At 71.4% G+C, this 19,587-nt stretch carries 20 protein-coding genes and 1 riboswitch; of the genes, 5 read left to right on the forward strand and 15 right to left on the reverse strand.

Annotated elements, in window-relative coordinates; all coding sequences use genetic code 11:
* Positions 1 to 78: 78 nt before the first annotated feature.
* The 10 genes from ACLLJJ_RS35205 to ACLLJJ_RS35250 all read right to left on the reverse strand — a co-directional run bounded on the left by ACLLJJ_RS35205 (position 79) and on the right by ACLLJJ_RS35250 (position 9,766).
* Positions 79 to 1,407 carry a sulfate adenylyltransferase subunit 1 gene (locus tag ACLLJJ_RS35205; protein WP_434598698.1) on the reverse strand — a complete coding sequence of 443 codons (1,329 nt, stop codon included), beginning with the start codon at positions 1,405 to 1,407 and terminating at the stop codon, positions 79 to 81.
* A complete protein-coding gene (gene cysD / locus ACLLJJ_RS35210; protein WP_434598700.1) occupies positions 1,408 to 2,346 on the reverse strand; it encodes a sulfate adenylyltransferase subunit CysD in 939 nt (312 codons plus the stop codon).
* A complete protein-coding gene (gene cysC, locus ACLLJJ_RS35215) occupies positions 2,343 to 2,900 on the reverse strand; it encodes an adenylyl-sulfate kinase (protein ID WP_434598703.1) in 558 nt (185 codons plus the stop codon). Before cysC ends, cysD begins: the two co-directional genes overlap by 4 nt.
* Positions 2,900 to 3,613 carry a phosphoadenylyl-sulfate reductase gene (locus ACLLJJ_RS35220; protein WP_434598705.1) on the reverse strand — a complete coding sequence of 238 codons (714 nt, stop codon included), beginning with the start codon at positions 3,611 to 3,613 and terminating at the stop codon, positions 2,900 to 2,902. The genes cysC and ACLLJJ_RS35220 overlap by 1 nt, the downstream gene beginning before the upstream one ends.
* Positions 3,610 to 3,789 carry a hypothetical protein gene (locus ACLLJJ_RS35225; protein ID WP_434598707.1) on the reverse strand — a complete coding sequence of 60 codons (180 nt, stop codon included), beginning with the start codon at positions 3,787 to 3,789 and terminating at the stop codon, positions 3,610 to 3,612. The genes ACLLJJ_RS35220 and ACLLJJ_RS35225 overlap by 4 nt, the downstream gene beginning before the upstream one ends.
* Complete coding sequence (locus ACLLJJ_RS35230) at positions 3,786 to 5,483, reverse strand: nitrite/sulfite reductase (protein ID WP_434598709.1); 1,698 nt, start codon at positions 5,481 to 5,483, stop codon at positions 3,786 to 3,788. The genes ACLLJJ_RS35225 and ACLLJJ_RS35230 overlap by 4 nt, the downstream gene beginning before the upstream one ends.
* A gap of 185 nt (positions 5,484 to 5,668) precedes the next feature.
* Positions 5,669 to 5,752 carry a putative leader peptide gene (locus ACLLJJ_RS35235; protein WP_349362105.1) on the reverse strand — a complete coding sequence of 28 codons (84 nt, stop codon included), beginning with the start codon at positions 5,750 to 5,752 and terminating at the stop codon, positions 5,669 to 5,671.
* 206 nt (positions 5,753 to 5,958) lie between these two features.
* The gene (locus ACLLJJ_RS35240) at positions 5,959 to 6,528 is read right to left on the reverse strand and encodes a GNAT family N-acetyltransferase (RefSeq protein WP_434598712.1); all 570 of its coding nucleotides are present in this window, start codon (positions 6,526 to 6,528) and stop codon (positions 5,959 to 5,961) included.
* A gap of 51 nt (positions 6,529 to 6,579) precedes the next feature.
* Complete coding sequence (locus tag ACLLJJ_RS35245; RefSeq protein ID WP_434598714.1) at positions 6,580 to 7,902, reverse strand: GAF domain-containing protein; 1,323 nt, start codon at positions 7,900 to 7,902, stop codon at positions 6,580 to 6,582.
* Between the two features lie 217 nt (positions 7,903 to 8,119).
* Entirely contained in the window at positions 8,120 to 9,766 is a 1,647-nt protein-coding gene (locus ACLLJJ_RS35250; protein ID WP_434598717.1) for an acyl-CoA dehydrogenase family protein, read from the reverse strand.
* Between the two features lie 17 nt (positions 9,767 to 9,783).
* On the opposite strand from ACLLJJ_RS35250, the gene ACLLJJ_RS35255 reads away from it, so the two are divergent.
* Positions 9,784 to 11,004 (forward strand): YihY/virulence factor BrkB family protein, encoded by a 1,221-nt coding sequence (locus ACLLJJ_RS35255; protein WP_434598719.1) that lies wholly within the window; start codon positions 9,784 to 9,786, stop codon positions 11,002 to 11,004.
* On the opposite strand, the gene ACLLJJ_RS35260 is transcribed toward ACLLJJ_RS35255, so the two are convergent.
* From ACLLJJ_RS35260 to ACLLJJ_RS35270, 3 genes are read right to left on the reverse strand one after another with little or no spacing between them, the layout of a single operon-like run.
* Positions 11,001 to 11,771, reverse strand: a complete 771-nt coding sequence (locus tag ACLLJJ_RS35260; protein ID WP_434598722.1) for an ABC transporter ATP-binding protein — start codon at positions 11,769 to 11,771, stop codon at positions 11,001 to 11,003. The two genes, ACLLJJ_RS35255 and ACLLJJ_RS35260, sit on opposite strands and share 4 nt — an antisense overlap.
* Complete coding sequence (locus tag ACLLJJ_RS35265) at positions 11,768 to 12,817, reverse strand: FecCD family ABC transporter permease (RefSeq protein ID WP_434600605.1); 1,050 nt, start codon at positions 12,815 to 12,817, stop codon at positions 11,768 to 11,770. Before ACLLJJ_RS35265 ends, ACLLJJ_RS35260 begins: the two co-directional genes overlap by 4 nt.
* A gap of 5 nt (positions 12,818 to 12,822) precedes the next feature.
* On the reverse strand, positions 12,823 to 13,899 hold the full coding sequence (locus ACLLJJ_RS35270; protein WP_434598724.1) for an ABC transporter substrate-binding protein: 1,077 nt from the start codon (positions 13,897 to 13,899) through the stop codon (positions 12,823 to 12,825).
* A 56-nt stretch (positions 13,900 to 13,955) separates the two neighbouring features.
* Positions 13,956 to 14,135, reverse strand: a riboswitch (cobalamin riboswitch).
* 50 nt (positions 14,136 to 14,185) lie between these two features.
* Here ACLLJJ_RS35270 and ACLLJJ_RS35275 point away from each other — a divergent pair.
* A complete protein-coding gene (locus ACLLJJ_RS35275; RefSeq protein WP_434598726.1) occupies positions 14,186 to 14,923 on the forward strand; it encodes a helix-turn-helix domain-containing protein in 738 nt (245 codons plus the stop codon).
* Here ACLLJJ_RS35275 and ACLLJJ_RS35280 read toward each other — a convergent pair.
* Complete coding sequence (locus tag ACLLJJ_RS35280; RefSeq protein ID WP_434598728.1) at positions 14,863 to 15,255, reverse strand: VOC family protein; 393 nt, start codon at positions 15,253 to 15,255, stop codon at positions 14,863 to 14,865. The two genes, ACLLJJ_RS35275 and ACLLJJ_RS35280, sit on opposite strands and share 61 nt — an antisense overlap.
* 120 nt (positions 15,256 to 15,375) lie before the next feature.
* Between ACLLJJ_RS35280 and ACLLJJ_RS35285 the strand changes: the two genes are divergently transcribed.
* From ACLLJJ_RS35285 to ACLLJJ_RS35295, 3 genes are all read left to right on the forward strand, one after another.
* Positions 15,376 to 16,215: a response regulator transcription factor gene (locus tag ACLLJJ_RS35285; RefSeq protein WP_434598730.1), complete on the forward strand. Its 840-nt coding sequence runs from the start codon at positions 15,376 to 15,378 to the stop codon at positions 16,213 to 16,215.
* Positions 16,216 to 16,238: 23 nt separating this feature from the next.
* Positions 16,239 to 17,342 (forward strand): sensor histidine kinase, encoded by a 1,104-nt coding sequence (locus ACLLJJ_RS35290; protein WP_434600606.1) that lies wholly within the window; start codon positions 16,239 to 16,241, stop codon positions 17,340 to 17,342.
* A gap of 224 nt (positions 17,343 to 17,566) precedes the next feature.
* Positions 17,567 to 18,337 carry a methyltransferase domain-containing protein gene (locus tag ACLLJJ_RS35295; protein ID WP_434598732.1) on the forward strand — a complete coding sequence of 257 codons (771 nt, stop codon included), beginning with the start codon at positions 17,567 to 17,569 and terminating at the stop codon, positions 18,335 to 18,337.
* Positions 18,338 to 18,391: 54 nt separating this feature from the next.
* Here the strand turns inward: ACLLJJ_RS35295 and ACLLJJ_RS35300 are convergent, their stop codons facing one another.
* Complete coding sequence (locus ACLLJJ_RS35300) at positions 18,392 to 19,474, reverse strand: enoyl-CoA hydratase/isomerase family protein (protein ID WP_434598734.1); 1,083 nt, start codon at positions 19,472 to 19,474, stop codon at positions 18,392 to 18,394.
* Positions 19,475 to 19,587 lie beyond the last annotated feature (113 nt).

Below are 19,587 nucleotides of genomic sequence, written 5' to 3' on the forward strand. Positions count from 1 at the left end.
CGCCCGTGCCCGCGCCGAGCGTGCCGCTGCCGATGCGACCGCCTTCTCTGGCGAACGTCGCGTAGATGTCGATGCTCATCAGAAGTCCCAGCCGTCGTCGTCGATCTCGGCCACAGCGTCGGGGGCGGCGAACGAGTCGCCCGCCATGCCGGCCGCCAGCGTTGTACCGTCGGCCGGGTCGATCAGCAGGAAGGAACCGGTGCGCCGTGAGTCGGCGTACGCGTCGAGCGCCAGCGGCTCGGCGGTGCGGACCAGCACCCGGCCGATGTCGTTGGCGACCAGCTGCCCGGGGTCCGGGTGCTGGGACAGGTCGTCCAGCGTGAGCCGGGACGGGATGTCCTTGACGATCGCCTTGACCGTGCGTGTGGTGTGCTTCAGCAGCACCCGCTGGCCCACCACCAGAGGCTGGTCGGCCACATGGCAGACCGTCGCCTCGACGTCCTGGGTGGTGCGCGGAGCCGCCGCGCTCGGCGCGATCATGTCGCCGCGCGAGATGTCCAGGTCGTCGGCGAGGGTGACCGTCACCGACTGCGGCGCCCAGGCGATGTCCGTCGGGTCGCCGAGCACATCGATCCCGGTGACCGTGCTCGTACGGCCGGAGGGCAGCACGGTCACGGCCTCGCCGACGCGCAGTGCGCCGGAGGCGATCTGGCCCGCGTAACCGCGGTAGTCCGGCAGTTCGGCGGTCTGCGGGCGGATGACGTACTGCACCGGGAAGCGGCCGGGGCAGTCGGCCAGGTCGTGGCTGACCGGCACCGACTCCAGGTGCTCCAGGACGGTGGGGCCGCCGTACCAGTCCATGTGCGCGGAGGGCTCCACCACGTTGTCGCCGACCAGCGCCGAGATCGGGATGGCGGTGATCTCGGGGACGCCGAGGGAGGCGGCGTACGCCGTGAACTCCTCGGCGATGGCGGCGAATACGGGCTCGGCGTACTCGACGAGGTCCATCTTGTTGACGGCGAGCACGACGTGCGGGACGCGCAGCAGCGCCGCGACCGCCGCGTGGCGCCGGGTCTGCTCGACCACACCGTTGCGGGCGTCGACCAGGACGACGGCCAGCTCGGCGGTGGAGGCGCCGGTGACCATGTTGCGGGTGTACTGCACATGCCCGGGGGTGTCGGCCAGGATGAAACGCCTGCGGGTCGTCGCGAAGTAGCGGTAGGCGACATCGATGGTGATGCCCTGCTCACGCTCGGCGCGCAGCCCGTCGGTGAGCAGCGCCAGGTCGGGCGCCTCCTGACCCCGCTTGAGGGACGCCGCCTCGACGGCCTCCAGCTGGTCGGTGAGGATCGACTTCGAGTCGTGCAACAGCCTGCCCACCAGGGTGGACTTGCCGTCGTCGACGGAGCCGGCGGTGGCGAAGCGCAGCAGGGTGGTGGTGCTCAACTGCTCGTTGATGGTGGTCATTTAGAAGTACCCCTCGCGCTTGCGGTCTTCCATCGCGGCCTCGGACATCTTGTCGTCGGCACGGGTCGCACCCCGCTCGGTGAGCCGGGAGGCGGCGATCTCGGTGATCACGGCTTCGAGCGTGGTGGCGTCGGAGTCGACGGCGCCGGTGCAGGACATGTCGCCGACGGTGCGGTAGCGGATCAGGCGCGTCTCCACCTGCTCGTGCTCCTTGGGGCCGCCCCACTCGCCCGCCGTCAGCCACATGCCGGAACGCTGGAAGACCTCGCGCTCGTGGGCGTAGTAGATGCCCGGCAGTTCGATCTTCTCGCGGGCGATGTACTGCCACACGTCCAGCTCGGTCCAGTTGGAGAGCGGGAAGACCCGCACATGCTCGCCGGGCGCGTGGCGGCCGTTGTAGAGCTGCCACAGCTCGGGGCGCTGCCGGCGCGGGTCCCACGCGGAGAACTCGTCGCGCAGCGAGAACACCCGCTCCTTGGCGCGCGCCTTCTCCTCGTCGCGGCGCCCGCCGCCGAACACCGCGTCGAACCGCTCGGCCTGGATCTTCTCGGTCAGCGGCACGGTCTGGAGCGGATTGCGGACGCCGTCGGGGCGCTCGCGGAGCTTCCCGGCGTCGATGTACTCCTGCACGGAGGCGACATGCAGCCGCAGCCCGTGCTCGGCCACCGCGCGGTCGCGGTACTCCAGCACCTCCGGGAAGTTGTGCCCGGTGTCGACGTGCAGCAGGGAGAAGGGCACCTGCGCGGGCGCGAACGCCTTGAGCGCCAGATGCAGCATGACGATCGAGTCCTTGCCGCCGGAAAAGAGGATCACCGGTCGCTCGAACTCACCCGCCACCTCGCGGAAGATGTGCACGGCCTCGGACTCCAGGGAGTCCAGGTGGCTGAGCGCGTAGGGGCTTTCCAGGCCCTCGGTGGCAGTGCCGGCGGTCGTCGTCATGCCAGACCCCTTTCGGTGAGCAGTATGTGCAGCGCGTCCGCGGACTCCTGCACGGTCTGCTGGTGCGACTCGATCCGCAGGTCGGGCGACCGGGGTTCCTCGTAGGGATCGTCGACCCCGGTGAGTCCCGAAATCTCGCCGGCCGCCTGCTTGGCGTACAGGCCCTTCACATCGCGTACGGAGCACACGTCCACCGGTGTGGCGACATGCACCTCCAGGTACGCGCTGCCCTCGGCCTGGTGGCGCTTACGAACGGCCTCGCGGCTGTCGGCGTACGGCGCGATGACAGGCACCAGGGCCTTCACGCCGTTGGACGCCAGCAGTTCGGCGACGAAGCCGATGCGCTGGACGTTGGTGTGCCGGTCCTCGCGGCCGAAGCCGAGGCCCGCCGAGAGGAACTCGCGGATCTCGTCGCCGTCGAGCACCTCGACCCGGTGGCCCTCGCCGCGCAGCCGGTCCGCCAGCGCGTGCGCGATGGTGGTCTTGCCGGCGCTCGGCAGACCCGTGAGCCAGATGGTGGCCCCAGTCACGTGGTTCTCCTGATCATTGGTCATCAGCCGTGCAGCCCGCATTCGGTCTTGTTGCTGCCGGCCCAGCGGCCGGCCCGTGCGTCCTCGCCCGCCTCGACCCGGCGGGTGCAGGGGGCGCAGCCCACCGACGCGTAACCGTCCATGAGTAACGGGTTGGTGAGGACGCCGTGTTCGGTCACGTACGCGTCCACGTCGTCCTGCGTCCAGCGGGCGATCGGGGCGATCTTGACCTTCTGCCGCTTCTCGTCCCAGCTGACGACCGGGGTGTTCGCCCTGGTCGGGGACTCGTCGCGGCGCAGGCCCGTCGCCCAGGCGTGGTAGCCCTTCAGCCCGTCCTCAAGAGGTGCGACCTTGCGCAGGGCGCAGCACAGGTCGGGGTCGCGGTCGTGGAGCTTCGGCCCGTACTCGGCGTCCTGCTCCTCGACGGACTGCCACGGCAGCAGCGTGATGACATTGACGTCCATCACGGCCTCGACGGCGTCCCGTGTGCCGATGGTCTCCGGGAAGTGGTAACCCGTGTCGAGGAACACGACATCCACACCGGGCCTCGCACGCGAGGCGAGGTGCGCGACGACCGCGTCCTCCATGGAGGACGTCACGCAGAAGCGGTCACCGAAGGTCTCGGCGGCCCACCTGAGGATGTCCAGGGCGGAGGCGTCTTCGAGGTCCCGCCCGGCCTGTTCGGCCAGCGACTTGAGCTCATCCTGCGATTTGCGGTCTTCCTGAACAAGCGTCATATCTCGTCCCCTCCACCGTCATTGCGCCGAACTCCCCGGCTGAGCAGCCCGAGGAACTTCAACTGAAAGGCGCGATTGCACGCCGCGCATTCCCAGGCGCCGTGACCCGCCTCGTTGGGGCGCAGGTCCTCGTCGCCGCAGTACGGGCAGTGGAAGGGCGCCGCTCGCTCGCTCATGACAGGTCCTTCTCGTCGGCCCGCAGCGCCCAGGTCGCGAAGCGCTCGTCGTCCGCGCGCTGGTCCTTGAAACGCAGCAGCACCCGCTCGACGTAGTCGGGCAGTTCGGTCGAAGTGACCTTCAGGCCACGGACCTTGCGGCCGAACCCGGCTTCGAGGCCGAGCGCGCCGCCCAGGTGGACCTGGAACCCCTCGACCTGGTTGCCGTCGGCGTCCAGCATCAGCTGGCCCTTGAGGCCGATGTCGGCGACCTGGATGCGGGCGCAGGCGTTCGGGCAGCCGTTGAGGTTGATGGTGATGGGCTCGTCGAACTCCGGGATGCGACGCTCCAGTTCGTCGATGAGCGAGGCGCCGCGCGCCTTGGTCTCGACGATCGCGAGCTTGCAGAATTCGATGCCGGTGCAGGCCATCGTGCCGCGCCTGAAGGGCGAGGGGGTGACCCGGAGGTCCAGGGCCTCAAGCCCGGAGACCAGCGAATCGACCTGCGCCTCTTCGACGTCGAGCACGATCATCTTCTGCTCGGCGGTGGTCCGCAGCCGGCCCGAGCCGTGCGCTCCGGCCAGGTCGGCGATCTTCGCCAGCGTGGTGCCGTCCACGCGTCCGACGCGTGGTGCGAAGCCGACGTAGAAGCGGCCGTCCTTCTGCTTGTGCACTCCGAGGTGGTCGCGCCAGGTCCCGGTCGGCTGCTCGGGCGCGGGGCCGTCGACCAGCTTGTACTTGAGGTACTCGTCCTCCAGGATCCGGCGGAACTTCTCGTGGCCCCAGTCGGCGACGAGGAACTTCAGACGGGCCCGGTTGCGCAGACGCCGGTAGCCGTAGTCGCGGAAGATGCCGATGACACCGCCGTAGACGTCGGGTACCTCGTCGAGCGGCACCCAGGCGCCGAGCCGGACGCCGAGCTTGGGGTTGGTGGACAGGCCGCCGCCGACCCACAGGTCGAAGCCGGGGCCGTGCTCGGGGTGCTCGACGCCGACGAAGGCGATGTCGTTGATCTCGTGCGCCACGTCGAGCTGCGGGGAGCCCGAGATGGCGGACTTGAACTTCCGCGGCAGGTTGGAGAAGTCGGGGTTGCCGATGAAGCGGCGCTGGATCTCGTCGATGGCGGGCGAGCCGTCGATGATCTCGTTCTCGGCGACGCCGGCCACCGGGGAGCCGAGGATCACCCGGGGGGTGTCGCCGCAGGCTTCGGTGGTGGAGAGCCCCACGCCCTCCAGGCGGCGCCAGATCTCCGGCACGTCCTCGATGCGGATCCAGTGGTACTGGACGTTCTGGCGGTCGGTGAGGTCGGCGGTCCCGCGCGCGAACTCCTGGGAGACCTCACCGATGACACGCAGCTGCTCGGTGGTCAGCCGGCCGCCGTCGATGCGGACCCGGAGCATGAAGTACTCGTCGTCCAGCTCCTCCGGCTCCAGGATCGCCGTCTTGCCGCCGTCGATGCCGGGCTTGCGCTGGGTGTAGAGGCCCCACCAGCGCATACGTCCGCGCAGGTCATTGGGGTCGATCGAGTCGAATCCGCGCTTCGAGTAGACCGTCTCAATGCGTGTCCGCACATTGAGACCGTCGTCGTCCTTCTTGAACTGCTCGTTGCCGTTGAGCGGAGTGAAGTGACCCACGGCCCACTGACCTTCGCCACGGTGGCGTCCGGCCTTGCGGCGGGGCGCGGGGGCGGCGTGCTGTTCGGGAGTGGCGGCCATGGTGGTTCGTCCTTCTCTGGCGGCTCGAAGGGGTGCGGAACGATGTCGACCGTACCTCTGCGACCTGCGCGAACGCGGTCAGGCGCGACATGACGAGGTGGTCCGGCAGGCAGCCGGAGGTCACATGTGCGACAAGGGGAATCGGCTCGTCCGCGACGGCGGAGAACGCGGCAGTGCTGGTGCTGTCAGCCCGCCGGACAGATGGCGCTGGACATGCGGCCGAGGTCGACGTGCCGCCGACTCACCAAGGCAACTCCAGCTGAAGACATGACGGAAGCGTGTCACGCGCATCTCGGGCCAGTCCACCACTGCCCAATATGTGGACAACTCTGTCTCGAAGAGCGAGATGGTGTGTTGTCGGTCACTCGCGGAACGGGCTACGGAAGGCCCATTGAAGGGCCGATACGGAGGCCGACGCCCGGCGTCGGGGGGAGGTGGGAGGTGGGAGGTGGGAGGCGGGAGGCGGGTGGGCCGGTCAGGCCCGCGCCCCGGGCCACGGGCTCGCGACCATCACATCGGGTTCGTCGGCCGTCTTCGTGTCGAACAGCCGGAAACCACGACGCAGGTAGTTGTCCATGGCGTGCGGCCCGTCCTTGCTGCACGTGTGCAGCCACACCCGCTTCGTCTCCGGCCGGCCCGGCCACCGGTCCGCGAGGTCCCAGGCACGGGCGGCGCCGTACGACAGCAGATGCCCACCGATCCGCCGCCCCCTGAAGGCGGGGATCAGACCGAAGTACATGACCTCGACGGCTCCCTCGTCCTGCGCCACCAGCTCGACGTAGCCCGCCGGGGTGCCCTTCTCGTACGCCACCCAGGTCTCGGTCCCGGGCCGTTCCACGGCCTCCCGCCACTGCGGGTAGGTCAGGGCGAGCCGGTCGGTCCACTGGATGTCACCGCCCACCGCGGTGTAGAGGAAGCGGCTGAACTCGGGGGAGGGGACCTCGGCCCGCACGATCCGGACGTCTCCGGCGGGCTCCACGGCCGGCCGCAGATCGGCGGGCGAGGTCTGTTCCAGGGACCATGTGGTCACCGTGCTGCTGCTCATGGCAGCCAGAGAACCACGCCCCGCCGCTCCGGCCAAAGCGGACCCCGGCCGTCAGCCGCCGGACGCGTCCCGGGCCGCGGCATCCCGCTGCCGGAGCCGCGCACGCACAACCGCCGGGGCCGTGGAGTGCGCCAGCAGGTCCGCCGGGTGCGCCGGGGGAACGACCGACACCTCCATCTCGTCCACGAAGCGGTACGGACGGTGCGCGAGGACCTCCGCGAGGTGCCTCCGCAGCCGCGACATCTCCGCCCGCACGGTCACCGTGCGCGTCGGATCCCCGAAGAGCTCGGTCGCCAGCTCCGCCGCGCTGCACCCCTTGCGGTGCGCACTCAGCAGGTACAGCAGCTCGGCATGGCGCGGGGAGAGCGCCTGGGTCCACTGCCCCGCCGCGCCGGACACGGTCACCGTCGACTGCCGTCGCTCACTCAGATCCAGTACGACCCGGTTCGCCGCCGCCTCGTCCGGGGCCGACGGGGACTCGTCCACGCGGATCAGCCAGCCGCCCGGCAGCGGCTCCACCGTGCACATCCCCAGCGACGGCAGCCACCTGCGGCCCGCGCGGAACGTCCTGGGCAGCGGCAGCCTGTCCACCGGCGGCATCCCGGTCACCGCGGCGAGCCAGCCGTGCGAGTCCACCGCCAGCGCCCGGCCGCCCAGCCTGCACAGGACGGGCGCAGCCACCGACCGCAGCCGCTCGACCGTCATCAGATGCCGGTCGCGCAGTTCACCGACGGCCAGCCGCGCCACCGAGTCGACCAGCGCGAGCATCGCCGGGTGGAACGTGGAGTCGGGCCCGCTCACATCGATGATGCCCAGCAGCCGCCCGTCCCTGGGGTCGTGCACCGGCGCCGCCGCGCACGTCCAGTTGTGCAGCGTACGGACGAAGTGCTCGGCCGAGTGCACCTGGACGGGCACACCCGACTCCAGGGCGGTACCGATCGCGTTGGTGCCCGTGGAGTCCTCGCTCCACGCGGCGCCCTCCTCCAGACAGATGCCGTTGGCCCGGCGCATGACCCCGCGGTTGCCGTCGCGCCACAGCACCCGGCCCTCCGCGTCCGTGACGATCATGATCTGCTGCGACGCGTCGGTGATCGCGGCCAGCCCCTTGCTGAGCGAGGGCAGCAGCTCACCGAGAGCGGTGGTCCTGCGACGCCGCTCCATCTCCTCGGCCGGCAGCAGGAGGCTGCTGGTGGAGCGCTCGGGATCGATCCCGATACGCATCATCCGCTGCCACGAGGCGTCGATGACGGGACGCGGCGCGATGCGCGAGGGTTCGCCGGAGAGCACGGCGTCCCGTATGCCGTGCAGCGCGCGAACGGACTCGGCGGTATGCCGGGAAACCGGCAGAGCGCTGTCGGGTGGTCGGAACTTCACTGGATACTCCCCGACGGGCACGGACACTCGACGTCAGACGGTCACGGCCATCGTGCCTCGCCGTCGGCCCCCGTGCAGTGCACTCCGTACAACCGGTGCAACGCCATGCAACTCTATGCAACCCTCGCGCGCCCCGGCCCGGTTGTACGAGGCTGGCTTGTGTTCGGCCGGGTTGATGCCGCGTCGGCGCGGCATCAACCCGGCCGAGCCGCAGCGTTTACGGGATGTCCGGCACCTCCGCGCGCGCCCGCTCCACGACGGACCCCAGGTCGAGGGTGTGCGGCAGCGTCCCGAAGGCCGCACCCCAGTCCCCGCCGAGCCGCGACGCGCAGAACGCGTCCGCGACCTCCGGCGGCGCCCAGCGCACCAGCAGCGAGCCCTGCAGCACCAGCGCCATCCGCTCCACCAGCCGCCGGGCCCGGCCCTCCATGCCGTCCAGGTCGGCCAGTTCGGTCAGCAGCCCCTTGATCGCCCCGTCCAGCCGGTGATCGGCGCCGCGTGCCTGCCCGACCTCGGTGAGGAAGGCGTTGAGCGCCTGTGGCTCGCGCTGCAACGCCCGCAGGACGTCCAGGGCCTGGACGTTCCCCGAGCCCTCCCAGATGGAGTTGAGCGGCGACTCGCGCAGCAGCCGCGGCATGCCCGACTCCTCGACGTAGCCGTTGCCGCCCAGACACTCCAGGGCCTCGGCCGTGACCGGCGTGCACCGCTTGGTCACCCAGTACTTGGCCGCCGGTACCGCGAGCCGCAGCAGGGCCCGGTCCTGCTCGGTGTCGCTGTCGTACGCCGCGGCGAGCCGCAGCGCGAGCGTCGTCGCCGCCTCCGACTCCAGCGCCAGGTCGGCCAGCACATTGCGCATCAGCGGTTTGTCGATCAGCTTGCCGCCGAACGCGCTCCGGTACGCCGCGTGGTGTGTGGCCTGCGCCACGGCCTGGCGCATCAGCGCCGCCGAGCCGATCACACAGTCGAGCCGGGTGGCCGCCACCATCTCGATGATGGTGCGCACCCCGCGCCCCTCCTCACCGACCAGCCGCGCCCAGGTCCCGTCGAACTCCACCTCGCTCGACGCGTTGGACCTATTGCCCAGTTTGTCCTTGAGGCGCTGGATCCGGAACACATTGCGCGTCCCGTCCGCCAGTACCCGCGGCACCAGGAAGCAGCTCAGGCCGCCCGGCGCCTGCGCCAGCACCAGGAAGCCGTCGCACATCGGCGCCGAGCAGAACCACTTGTGCCCGGTGAGCAGGTACTCGCCCTCACCGGCCAGCGCCTCGGCGTTCGTCGTGTTCGCCCGGACGTCGCTGCCGCCCTGTTTCTCCGTCATCCCCATGCCGAAGAGCGCCCCGGCCTTGAGCGCCCCGGCCCGCAGGTCCTGGTCGTACACATGAGAGGTGAGCCGGGGCTCCCACTCGGCGGCGAGCGCCGGGTCCGTGCGCAGCGCGGGGACCGCCGCGTGCGTCATGGACAGCGGGCAGCCGTGCCCCGCCTCGGCCTGCGTCCACACCAGGAAACCGGCGGCGCGCCGGACATGCCCGGCCGGCCTGCCCCAGGCGTCGGTCAGGCCCGCCGACACCGCGTACCCGAGCAGATGGTGCCAGGACGGATGGAAATCGACCTCGTCGATCCGGTTCCCGTAGCGGTCGTGCGTCCGCAGGCTCGGTGGATTGTCATTGGCCCGCGTCCCCCATTCCTGGGCCTGCACGGATCCGGCGCTCCGGCCGAGCTCCGACAGTTCGCCCTGTACTTCGTCGAGGATCGAGGGGTCCGTATGCCGTTCCACTGCCTCGGACAGGGTCCGGTCGGCGGTGAAGACGTCGTACCCCACCAGGGGCGGAGGCTGATTGGTCACTGTGTGGGTGCTGACTGCCATGCCGCTACGGTAAGGAGGTGCAGGCAGCAAAAGAAACACCCGAACGGCCCGAGGGCCGGCTCCACCGGGCCAGAGTCCTCTACCGCAACGTCTCCAAGCGCAAGTTGGCCTGGTTGCTGCTGAAGGACACGGTCAACTCGTGCATCGAGTACCGCATCCTGGGTCTCGCCGCCGAGGCCGCGTTCTTCACCCTGCTGTCCCTGCCGCCCCTGCTGCTCGGCATGATCGGTCTGCTCGGTTATGTCGACGCGTGGACCAGCGCCGAGTCGGTCGCCTCCATCGAGAAGAACATCCTGACCGCCGCCGAGGCCGTGCTGTCCGACCGCGGCGTCAACGACTTCGCCAAGCCGCTCCTCGCGGACGTCACCAAGGGCGCAAGCCCGGACATCATCTCGATCGGCTTCGCGATCGCCCTGTGGTCCGGCTCCCGGGCCGTCAACGTCTTCATCGAAACCATCACGGTGATGTACGGACTCGACGGCCACCGCGGCATCGTCAAGACCCGGCTGCTCGCCTTCCTGCTGTACATCGTCGCGCTGATCATCGGCGCGGTGGTGCTGCCGCTGATGGTCGTGGGCCCCGACCGGGTGGTGGACCTCGTCCCGTTCGGCACCGAAGTCGTCAGCGTTCTGTACTGGCCCGTGGTGATACTGCTGTCCATCGTCTTCCTCACCACGCTCTACCACGTGTCGGTGCCCGTCCGTTCGCCCTGGATCGAGGATGTGCCGGGTGCGCTGGTTGCCCTGGGCATGTGGGTGTTCGGCAGCTTCCTGCTCCGCATCTACCTGACCAGGACCGTCGAGGGCTTCACCATCTACGGCTCCCTCGCGGCCCCCATCGCCGTGCTCCTGTGGATCGGCATCTCCGCCTTCGCCGTCCTGGTCGGCGCCGCGGTCAACGCGGCCATCGACCGCGTCTGGCCCTCCGTCGCCACCGCCGCGGCCCGCGAGGCCAACGACCGGGTACGCACGGCCCAGGCGGCTGCGGTGATAGCGCGCGCGGAGGCCGTGCGCGCGGCGGGCGACGACTACGACGCGTCCGACCCGGACATGCCCTCGGAGTTCCCGGAGCGCTGGTCGAGGTTCCTGCCCCCGGACGATCTGAAGTCCCGGCTGCACACCGGGCGCGACAAGGAGACCCGGGAGGCCCGCGAGGCACGGGAGGCACGGGAGGCCCGCGAGGCACGGGAGAACAAGGAGCCCCAAGAGCCCCATAAGCACCGGAGACCGCGCCCCTAGCGGGCCGCCGACAGGAACCGCACCGAGGGACGCCCCTGCGGCCCGTCCGCCGTCACGACCGTACGGACGTCGTAGACCTCGGCGATGAGCTCCTCGGTGAGGATCTTCTCCGGACTGCCCGCCGCCACCACCCGGCCCTCCTTGAGCACCACCAGCCGATCACAGAACATCGCGGCCAGGTTGAGGTCGTGCAGCGCGATCACGCTGGTCACCGGGGCCCGTACGACCAGCTCGAGAAGGTCCAGCTGGTGCCGCACGTCGAGATGGTTCGTCGGCTCGTCCAGCAGCAGCTCGCGCGGCTCCTGCGCCAGCGCGCGGGCGATCTGCGCCCGCTGCCGCTCACCCCCGGACAGTGTGTGCCACGACCGTCCGGCCATGGTCCGGAGCCCGGTGTACGCGAGGGCGTCCCGCACCGCCGCGTCGTCGGCCGCCGTGGGCGCGGACCACGCCCGGCGATGCGGGATACGCCCCAGCCGTACGACGTCCAGCACGCTCATGTCGACCTCGGTCACCGCGTGCTGCTCCACCACGGCCACCCGGCGCGCCACGTCCCTGCGGCTCAGCTCCCCGAGCGGTACGCCGTCCAGCGACACCACGCCCGACGACGTGGGCCTCACCCCGGCCAGCAGCCGCAGCAGCGTCGACTTGCCCGAACCGTTCGGCCCGAGGAGTCCCACGGTCGACCCCGGGGCGGCGTCCAGGGACACCCCGTCGACGATCAGCGCCTCGCCGGTCCGCCACGACACGCTCGCAGCACGCAGACTCATCGCAGCCTCCGGCCCCGGTAGAGGATGACGACAAAGGCCGGCACGCCGATCAGTGACGTCATGACGCCCACCGGCAGCTCCTGCGGATCCAGGACGGTGCGCGCCACCGTGTCGATCCACACCAGGAACACCGCGCCGGCCAGCGCGGTCGCCGGAAGCAGTCGACGGTGACCGGTACCGACGATCGCGCGGGCCGCGTGCGGCAGCACCAGGCCGACGAACCCGATGGCCCCCGACGTACTGACCAGCGTCGCCGTGAGCAGCGCCGTCGCGGCGAGCAGCAGCAGCCGGGTCCGGCCGACGGAGACCCCGAGCGACGCCGCGGCCTCCTCGCCGAAGGCGAACGCGTCGAGCGCCGTCGCCTTGGCGCCGCACACCACCAGCACCACGGCCAGCACCGCGGCGCACAGCCAGACGTCGGCCCACGAGGCGTTGGCGAGCGAGCCCAGCAGCCAGAACAGCACGCCACGGGTCTGCTCGGCGTCGGCCGACGAGATGACGACGAAGGAGGTGAGCGCCGAGAAGAGCTGCATGGCGGCCACCCCGGCGAGCAGCACCCGGTCCGTCGTCCCGCCCGAGGCGTAACCCAGCACCAGGACGAGCCCGAAGGCGCACAGCGCACCGAGGAACGCACCGGCCGACAGCGACACCAGGCCGCCGCCGACGCCGAGGATCACCACCAGGACCGCGCCGGTGGACGCGCCGGAGGAGACCCCGAGGACAAAGGGGTCGGCGAGCGGATTGCGCAGCAACGACTGCAGCACGGCCCCGCACACCCCCAGGCCCGCGCCGCACACCGCGGCGAGCAGGGTCCGCGGCAGCCGCAGCTCCCAGACGATGCCTTCGCGGATCGGCGAAAGCCGGGAGTGGCCCCAGCCCGCCCGGTCGGCGACCACGGCCCAGACGTCGGAGACCTCGATGTCGGCGGGGCCGAAAGTGATCGCGACGGCGATGGAGGCGAGGAGCAGGGCCAGTCCGCCCACCCAGAACAGCGCCCCGCCCACTCGCAGGGCGGGGCGGGTCCTCCGCGCGCCGTCCTCGCTCACCGCGCTCAACCAGCGAGTCCGTACGTACGCAGTGCGGCGCCGACCTTCTCGACGCCCTCGATCGTACGGATCGAGGGGTTCATGGCCTGTCCGCTCAGCAGGACGTACCGCTTCTTCCGCACCGCGGTCATGTGCCGGGTGACCGGATTGGTCTCCAGGAACTTGATCTTCGCGGCGGCCGTCTCCGCGCTCTCGCTCCGGCGGGTCAGATCACCGACGACGAGCACGTCGGGGTCGCGGTCGGCCACGTTCTCCCAGTTGATCTGGGGCCATTCGTCATGGGTGTCGTCGAAGACGTTCTTCGCACCGAGCGCCTCGGTGACCACTCCGGGCGCACCACAACAGCCCGCCATGTAGGGGGAGTCGGAGTTCGCGAACCAGTAGAGCAGCGTGGTGTCCCCGGCATCGACGCCCTTGGCGGCCGTGGCGTAGCGTCCCTTGAGGTCACCGATGAGCTTCTCGCCGCGCTCCTCCACGTCGAAGACGCGGGCGAGGTCGCGGATCTCGCCGTACACGCTCTCCATCGTCAGCGGCTCGCCGCGCGAACCGTCGCCGTCGCCCGTGTTGGACTTCTCGCAGTCGGCGGGCGAGAGATATGTGGGCACACCGAGCTTCTCGAAGTCGGCGCGCGGGGCGACACCGCCCTCACCGAACGTGAAGACGAACGAGGCGGAGACGAAGTCGGGTTCCTCGGCGAGCACCCGCTCGAAGGAGGGCCTGTTCTCCGCGAGCCGCGGCACCTTGGCGTTTTCCGCCGCGAGTTCCTTGAGCACCGGGTCGGTCCAGGTGGCCGAACCGGCCAGCCGGTCGCCGAGCCCCAGGGACAGCAGGATCTCGGTGGACCCCTGATCGAGCGAGACGGCGTGCTCGGGCGGGCTCTCGATCGTCACCTCGCGGCCGCAGTTCTTGAAGGTCCTGGGATACCCGGAACCGTCCCGGCCGGACTTGCCCGAGTCGGACGAGGTGTTCGTCGAACCCGCACCGCAGGCAGTCAGCACGCCGAGCACAAGAGAGAGCAGACCCGCGGCCAGGGCCCGGTGAAAGGCGGGGCGGGCAGGAGGGGAAGGCAGCACAGGAGCCATTTCCGTCTGAGGCCCGGTCGCGGAGCCTGTCGGTCGTCGCACCCCGGTCAGCGGGTGTGCGGCCGGGGCTGCCAGCAGGTCTTCGGACTCGGGGTCGTCCGGACGCGGCGCCTTCCCGGACTGCTCGTCCAGTGGCCGATACCGCGCCCGTCGCCCTCACCGCTGCGCGTCAGTTCCGGATTCGCACCGGATTCCCTGACCCAAATGTGGGTTCGACTGGCAGCCGCAAGCTACCACAGCGATCTTGACCTTCCCCGGCCCGGGAGGCGCGCCTAACCTGGACGGTATGTACGCCGAGTGGGCATCGAGGCTCGACGGCGCCGTCGTGTGGACGCACACCGCGCCACCGGCCCCCGCCGTCGCACACCCCGTGCTGCCCGACGGATGCATGGACCTGCTCTGGTCCGAGGGCAGGCTGCTCGTCGCCGGCCCCGACACCCACGCCCACCCCGGGGGCGACAAGCCCGGCGCCGCGTACGCCGGCGTACGGTTCGCACCCGGCGCCGGGCCCGCGATCCTCGGGATACCGGCGCACGAGTTGCGCGACCGGCGGGTGGAGCTGGCCGATCTGTGGCCCGGCGCCACGGTCCGTGCCCGTGCCGCCCGGATCGCCGGCGCCCCGGACCCGGCCGCCGCCCTGGAGGACCTGGTGCTGCGCCTTGCCGCGGACACCGGGCCGCCCGATCCCGTCCTGCGCGCCGTCGCCGGGCAGCTGAACGCGGGCCGTACGGTCGCCGCGACCGCCGACGCCGTGGGCCTGGGCGCCCGTCAGTTGCACCGCCGCTCGCTGGCCGCCTTCGGGTACGGGCCCAAGACGCTGGCCCGGGTCCTGCGGCTGCAGCGCGCGCTGGCGCTGGTACGTGGCGGCTCGACGTACGCCGACGCGGCGATCGCCGCGGGCTGCGCCGACCAGGCCCATCTCTCCCGCGAGATGCGTGACCTGGCCGGGCTGACCCTCGGCGCCTACGTGGCGTTGGCGAACAGCGAGACGCCGCAGCCGTCGGGGTCCAGCACCACCGCGTAGCGCTGCCCCCAGACGGCGTCCCAGGGTTTGAGGTGGCTCTCGTATCCCGCCGTGATCAAGGTGCTGTACGTCGCGTCGACCTCGGCCGGGCTGTCGCACAGGAACGCGAGACCGAGCCGCTCACCTGCCTGCGGCCGGGTCCAGCCCGGGTCGAAGGAGGCAACGGACTCCTCGGTGTCCCACAGGACACGCATACCGCCGGGCAGGGTCGCCTCGGCGTGCGGCCGGGAGTCGGCCTCGGCCGGAACATCGAGGCCGAGCTTGCGGTAGAAGGCGAGAGAGGCGGCCATGTCGGCGACGATCAGGCCGATCGCATCGAGTCGTGGAGTCATGGATTCACCGTAGGCGGGGAGGCGCGCGCGACTCTTGAAGGAAACGGACGTCATGGACGTCATGGATTCGTAAGGCCCCAGGAAGGTGGTCGCCCCTGGTGGGCGGCCTACGGTGGCGGTATGGAGAACCAGCGGCACGGCAGCGATGTGCATGTCCTGGTCGTCGACGACGACCCGACGGTTTCCGAGGTCGTCGCCCGCTATCTCGACCGGGCCGGCTTCGCCGTGGTCCGGGCCGCCGACGGGCCCGCCGCACTGCGGGCGGCGGCCGAGCGGTGGCCCGACCTGGTGGTCCTTGATCTGATGCTGCCCGGCATGGACGGCCTGGAGGTGTGCCGCGTACTGCGCGCCCGTGGCCCCGTGCCGGTGATCATGCTGACCGCGCGGGGCGACGAGGACGACCGGATCCTCGGCCTGGAAATAGGGGCGGACGACTACGTCACCAAGCCCTTCAGCCCGCGCGAACTGGTGCTCCGGGTCGAATCCGTGCTGCGCCGCGGCCGGTCGGCCGACGGCCGGGAGGGACCGCGGCTGCGGGCCGCCGGGATCGACCTGGACCCCCGGGCCCGCCGCGTCACCCGGGACGGCCATGACCTGGCGCTGACCCTGCGGGAGTTCGACCTGCTCGCGTATCTGCTGCGGCGTCCGGGCCAGGTGTGCGGGCGCGAGCAGCTGATGCGGGAGGTGTGGGGCTGGGAGTTCGGCGATCTGTCCACCGTCACCGTTCATGTGCGGCGGCTGCGCGGCAAGATCGAGGACGATCCGGCGAGGCCGCGGCTGATCCGGACGGTGTGGGGCGTGGGGTACCGGTTCGACGTACCCGCGGACCCGGACGGGCCACTGGAGGCCGCACACGCGGACCCTGAAGGGCTTCCGGGGGCCGTGTGCGCGGACCTTGAAGGCCTTCCGGAAGGTCTGCCCCGGACGGCGGCAGACGTGCCCCGGAAGGAAGAGGGCTGACCGCCGTGCGCGCACTGCTGATCATGGCCGCCTTCGCCTTCCTCGGCGCCGCGGCCGCCGGACTCCTTGGGGCGCTCGCGCTGCGCCTGCTGCGGCACCGCTCGGTGGTGGTCTCGCTGACCGTCATCGCCGCCGTCGCGGTCACCGCCATGCTCGCCGGGACCCTCTCCGTCGCCTGGGCGATGTTCCTCAACCGGCACGACCTCGGCGTGGTCACCACGGTTATCGCGATGGCCGCGGTGGTCTCCCTCGCCACCGCGCTGATCCTCGGTCGCTGGGTGGCGGCCCGCAGCAACGCCCTCACCCTGGCGGCCCGTTCGTTCGGCGACGGTGGCAGCTTCGCCGCGCCCGCCCGCGCGGCCACTGCCGAACTGGACGCACTGGGAAGGGAGTTGGCCGCCACCAGTGTGAAGCTGGGCGCATCGAGGGAGCGGGAGCGGGCGTTGGAGACTTCGCGGCGCGAGCTCGTCGCGTGGATCTCGCACGATCTGCGTACGCCACTGGCCGGCCTGCGCGCCATGTCCGAGGCGCTCGAAGACGGCCTGGTCGCCGATCCCGAGCGTTACTACCGGCAGATCCGCACCGAGGTCGACCGCATGAACTCCATGGTCGGCGACCTGTTCGAGCTGTCCCGCATCCACGCGGGCGCGCTCGCCCTCAGCCCGAGCCGGATGTCCCTGTACGACCTGGTCGGCGACGCCCTCGCGGGCGCGGACCCACTGGCCCGAGAGCTCGGCGTGCGCCTCGTCGGTGACGGCGTCGAGCCGCTGCCCGTCGAGGTGGACGGCAAGGAAATGACCCGCGTCCTGGCGAACCTGCTGGTCAACGCGATCCGCAGAACCCCGGCCGACGGGACGGTCGCGGTCGCCGCGCGGCGGGGGGAGCCGGGTACGGACACCGTCGTACTCTCCGTCACCGACGGCTGCGGGGGCATCCCGGAGCAGGACCTGCCGCGGGTCTTCGACACGGGCTGGCGCGGGACGGAGGCGCGGACGCCGCCGGCGGGGGCGGGGCTGGGGCTGGCCATCGTCCGGGGCATCGTGGAGGCGCATGCGGGGCGCGCGGATGTGCGGAACGTGGTGGGGGGCTGCCGTTTCGAGGTGACGCTCCCGGCGGCGGAACACTGAGCGCGGGCGGGCGGGCGGGCCGGTCGGAGGCCCTGTAGGGCCGGTCCCCGCCCCTCCCGAAACCCTCATCCGGCGCGCGCGGACACGCCCGCAGAGAGCCCGGGGGCCGGCCCCCGGAATGGCACAGCGGGCAGGGGCGGGCAGGGGCAGCACCGCAGGGCCGCCCCGGCCGGCCCGCACGATATTCGCTCGCGCCCCGCCCCGTTCGCCGCGAAGATCAAGGTATGTCACGAAGCTTTGACGACCTGGTGGCCGAGGCCGCAGCCGCCCCCGTCGACGGATGGGACTTCTCCTGGCTCGACGGCCGCGCCACCGAGCAGCGCCCCTCCTGGGGCTATCAACGCGCGATGGGCGAGCGGCTGGCCCGCGTGTCCGCCGCGTTGGACATCCAGACCGGCGGCGGCGAAGTCCTCGCCGGGGCGCCGGAGCTGCCCGCCCTGATGGTGGCCACCGAGTCCTGGCCGCCCAACGTCGCCAAGGCCACCGCGCTGCTGCACCCGCTCGGCGCGGCCGTCGTCGCGGACGCGGACGAGCCGCCGCTGCCGTTCGCCGCCGACGCCTTCGAGCTGGTGACCAGCCGCCACCCCGTCACCGTCTGGTGGGACGAGATCGCGCGGGTGCTGCGTCCGGGCGGTACGTACTTCTCCCAGCAGGTCGGCCCCGCCAGCGTCTTCGAGGTGGTCGAGTACTTCCTGGGGCCGCAGCCCGAGGAGGTCCGCCGTGGCCGCCACCCCGACGACGCCCGCCGTGCGGCAGAGGCCGCCGGGCTCGAAGTCGTCACCCTGCGTCCCGAGACCCTGCGCACCGACTTCTTCGACATCGGCGCCGTCGTGTACTTCCTGCGCAAGGTGATCTGGATGGTCCCCGGCTTCACGGTCGACCAGTACCGCGACCGGCTGCGGCAACTGGACGAGCAGATCCGCCGCGACGGCTCCTTCGTGGCGCACACGACCCGCTTCCTGATCGAGGCCCGCAAGCCCGTGCCGCGGGCCTGACGGGGGCGGCCCCGCACCGCCGGCACCGGTGGCGTCCTGCCCGCACCGCCGATGTCAGCGGAGAGTGGCCGCTCCCGCGCCGAGCCCCAGCTCGCCGTCGCCCGCCGGCTCGAAGAACCGGGCCACGTCCGCGTCCGTCACCCGCGCGAGCTCCGCGGGCGACCAGCGCGGGCTGCGGTCCTTGTCGATGACCTGCGCACGGATGCCCTCCACCAGGTCGGGGGAGGAGAGAGCGGCGTACGAGATCCGGTACTCCTGGTCCAGTACGTCCTCCAGCGAGCCCAGCGTCCGCGTGCGGCGCACCGCCGCGAGGGTCACCTTGAGCGCGGTCGGTGACTTGGCGAGGATCACCTCGGCGGCCTCCTTCGCGGCGCGAATGCCGCTGTCGAGCAGCCGCTCGACGATCTCCTCGACCGATCCGGCCGCGTAACAGCCGTCGATCCACTCCCGGTGCCCCGCCAGCTCCCCCTCGGGCGCGGCGGACGCGTACCGGCCCACCGCGTCCGCGGCGTCCAGTCCGGCGAGCGCGTCGCCGAACTCCTCCAGCCGCCCGGCCGGTACGAAGTGGTCGGCGAGCCCGCACAGCAGTGCGTCCGCCGCGCCCACCGGTGCCCCGGTGAGGGCCAGATGGGTGCCCAGCTCACCCGGCGCCCGCCCCAACAGATACGTACCGCCGACATCGGGGACGAAGCCGATACCGGTCTCGGGCATGGCGACCTTCGAGCGTTCGGTGACGATCCGCACGTCGCCGTGCGCCGATACGCCCACCCCGCCACCCATGACGATGCCGTCCATGAGGGCGACGTACGGCTTGGAGAAGCGGGCGATCCGGGCGTTGAGCCGGTACTCGTCGCGCCAGAAGGCCGCCGACGCGGCGCCGCCGGTGCGCGCGTCCTCGTAGATCGCGCGGATGTCGCCGCCCGCGCACAGCCCGCGCTCGCCGGCTCCGGAAATGACCACGGTCCGTACGTCGTCGTCCTGCTCCCACCGGGTGAGAGCCGCTTCGATCCGGCGGACCATGGCGTGGGTGAGGGCGTTGAGGGCGCGCGGGCGGTTCAGGGTGATGCGGCCCGTGCGACCCCGGGTGTCCAGCAGAACGGTGTCGTCGGTCGGGGGGTGGGCGGCGTCGACGTGCATGATCTCGTGGGTCCCTTCCAGCGTCTGATCAAGGCTCTTGCGATCAAGGATCTGATGCCATGGTCGCCCAAGTGGCCGAAGGGGCCGCGGTGACCGTCGCCGGGGCGGGTTCC

The sequence above is a fragment of the Streptomyces sp. A5-4 genome, from assembly GCF_051131715.1.
Classification (GTDB): domain Bacteria; phylum Actinomycetota; class Actinomycetes; order Streptomycetales; family Streptomycetaceae; genus Streptomyces.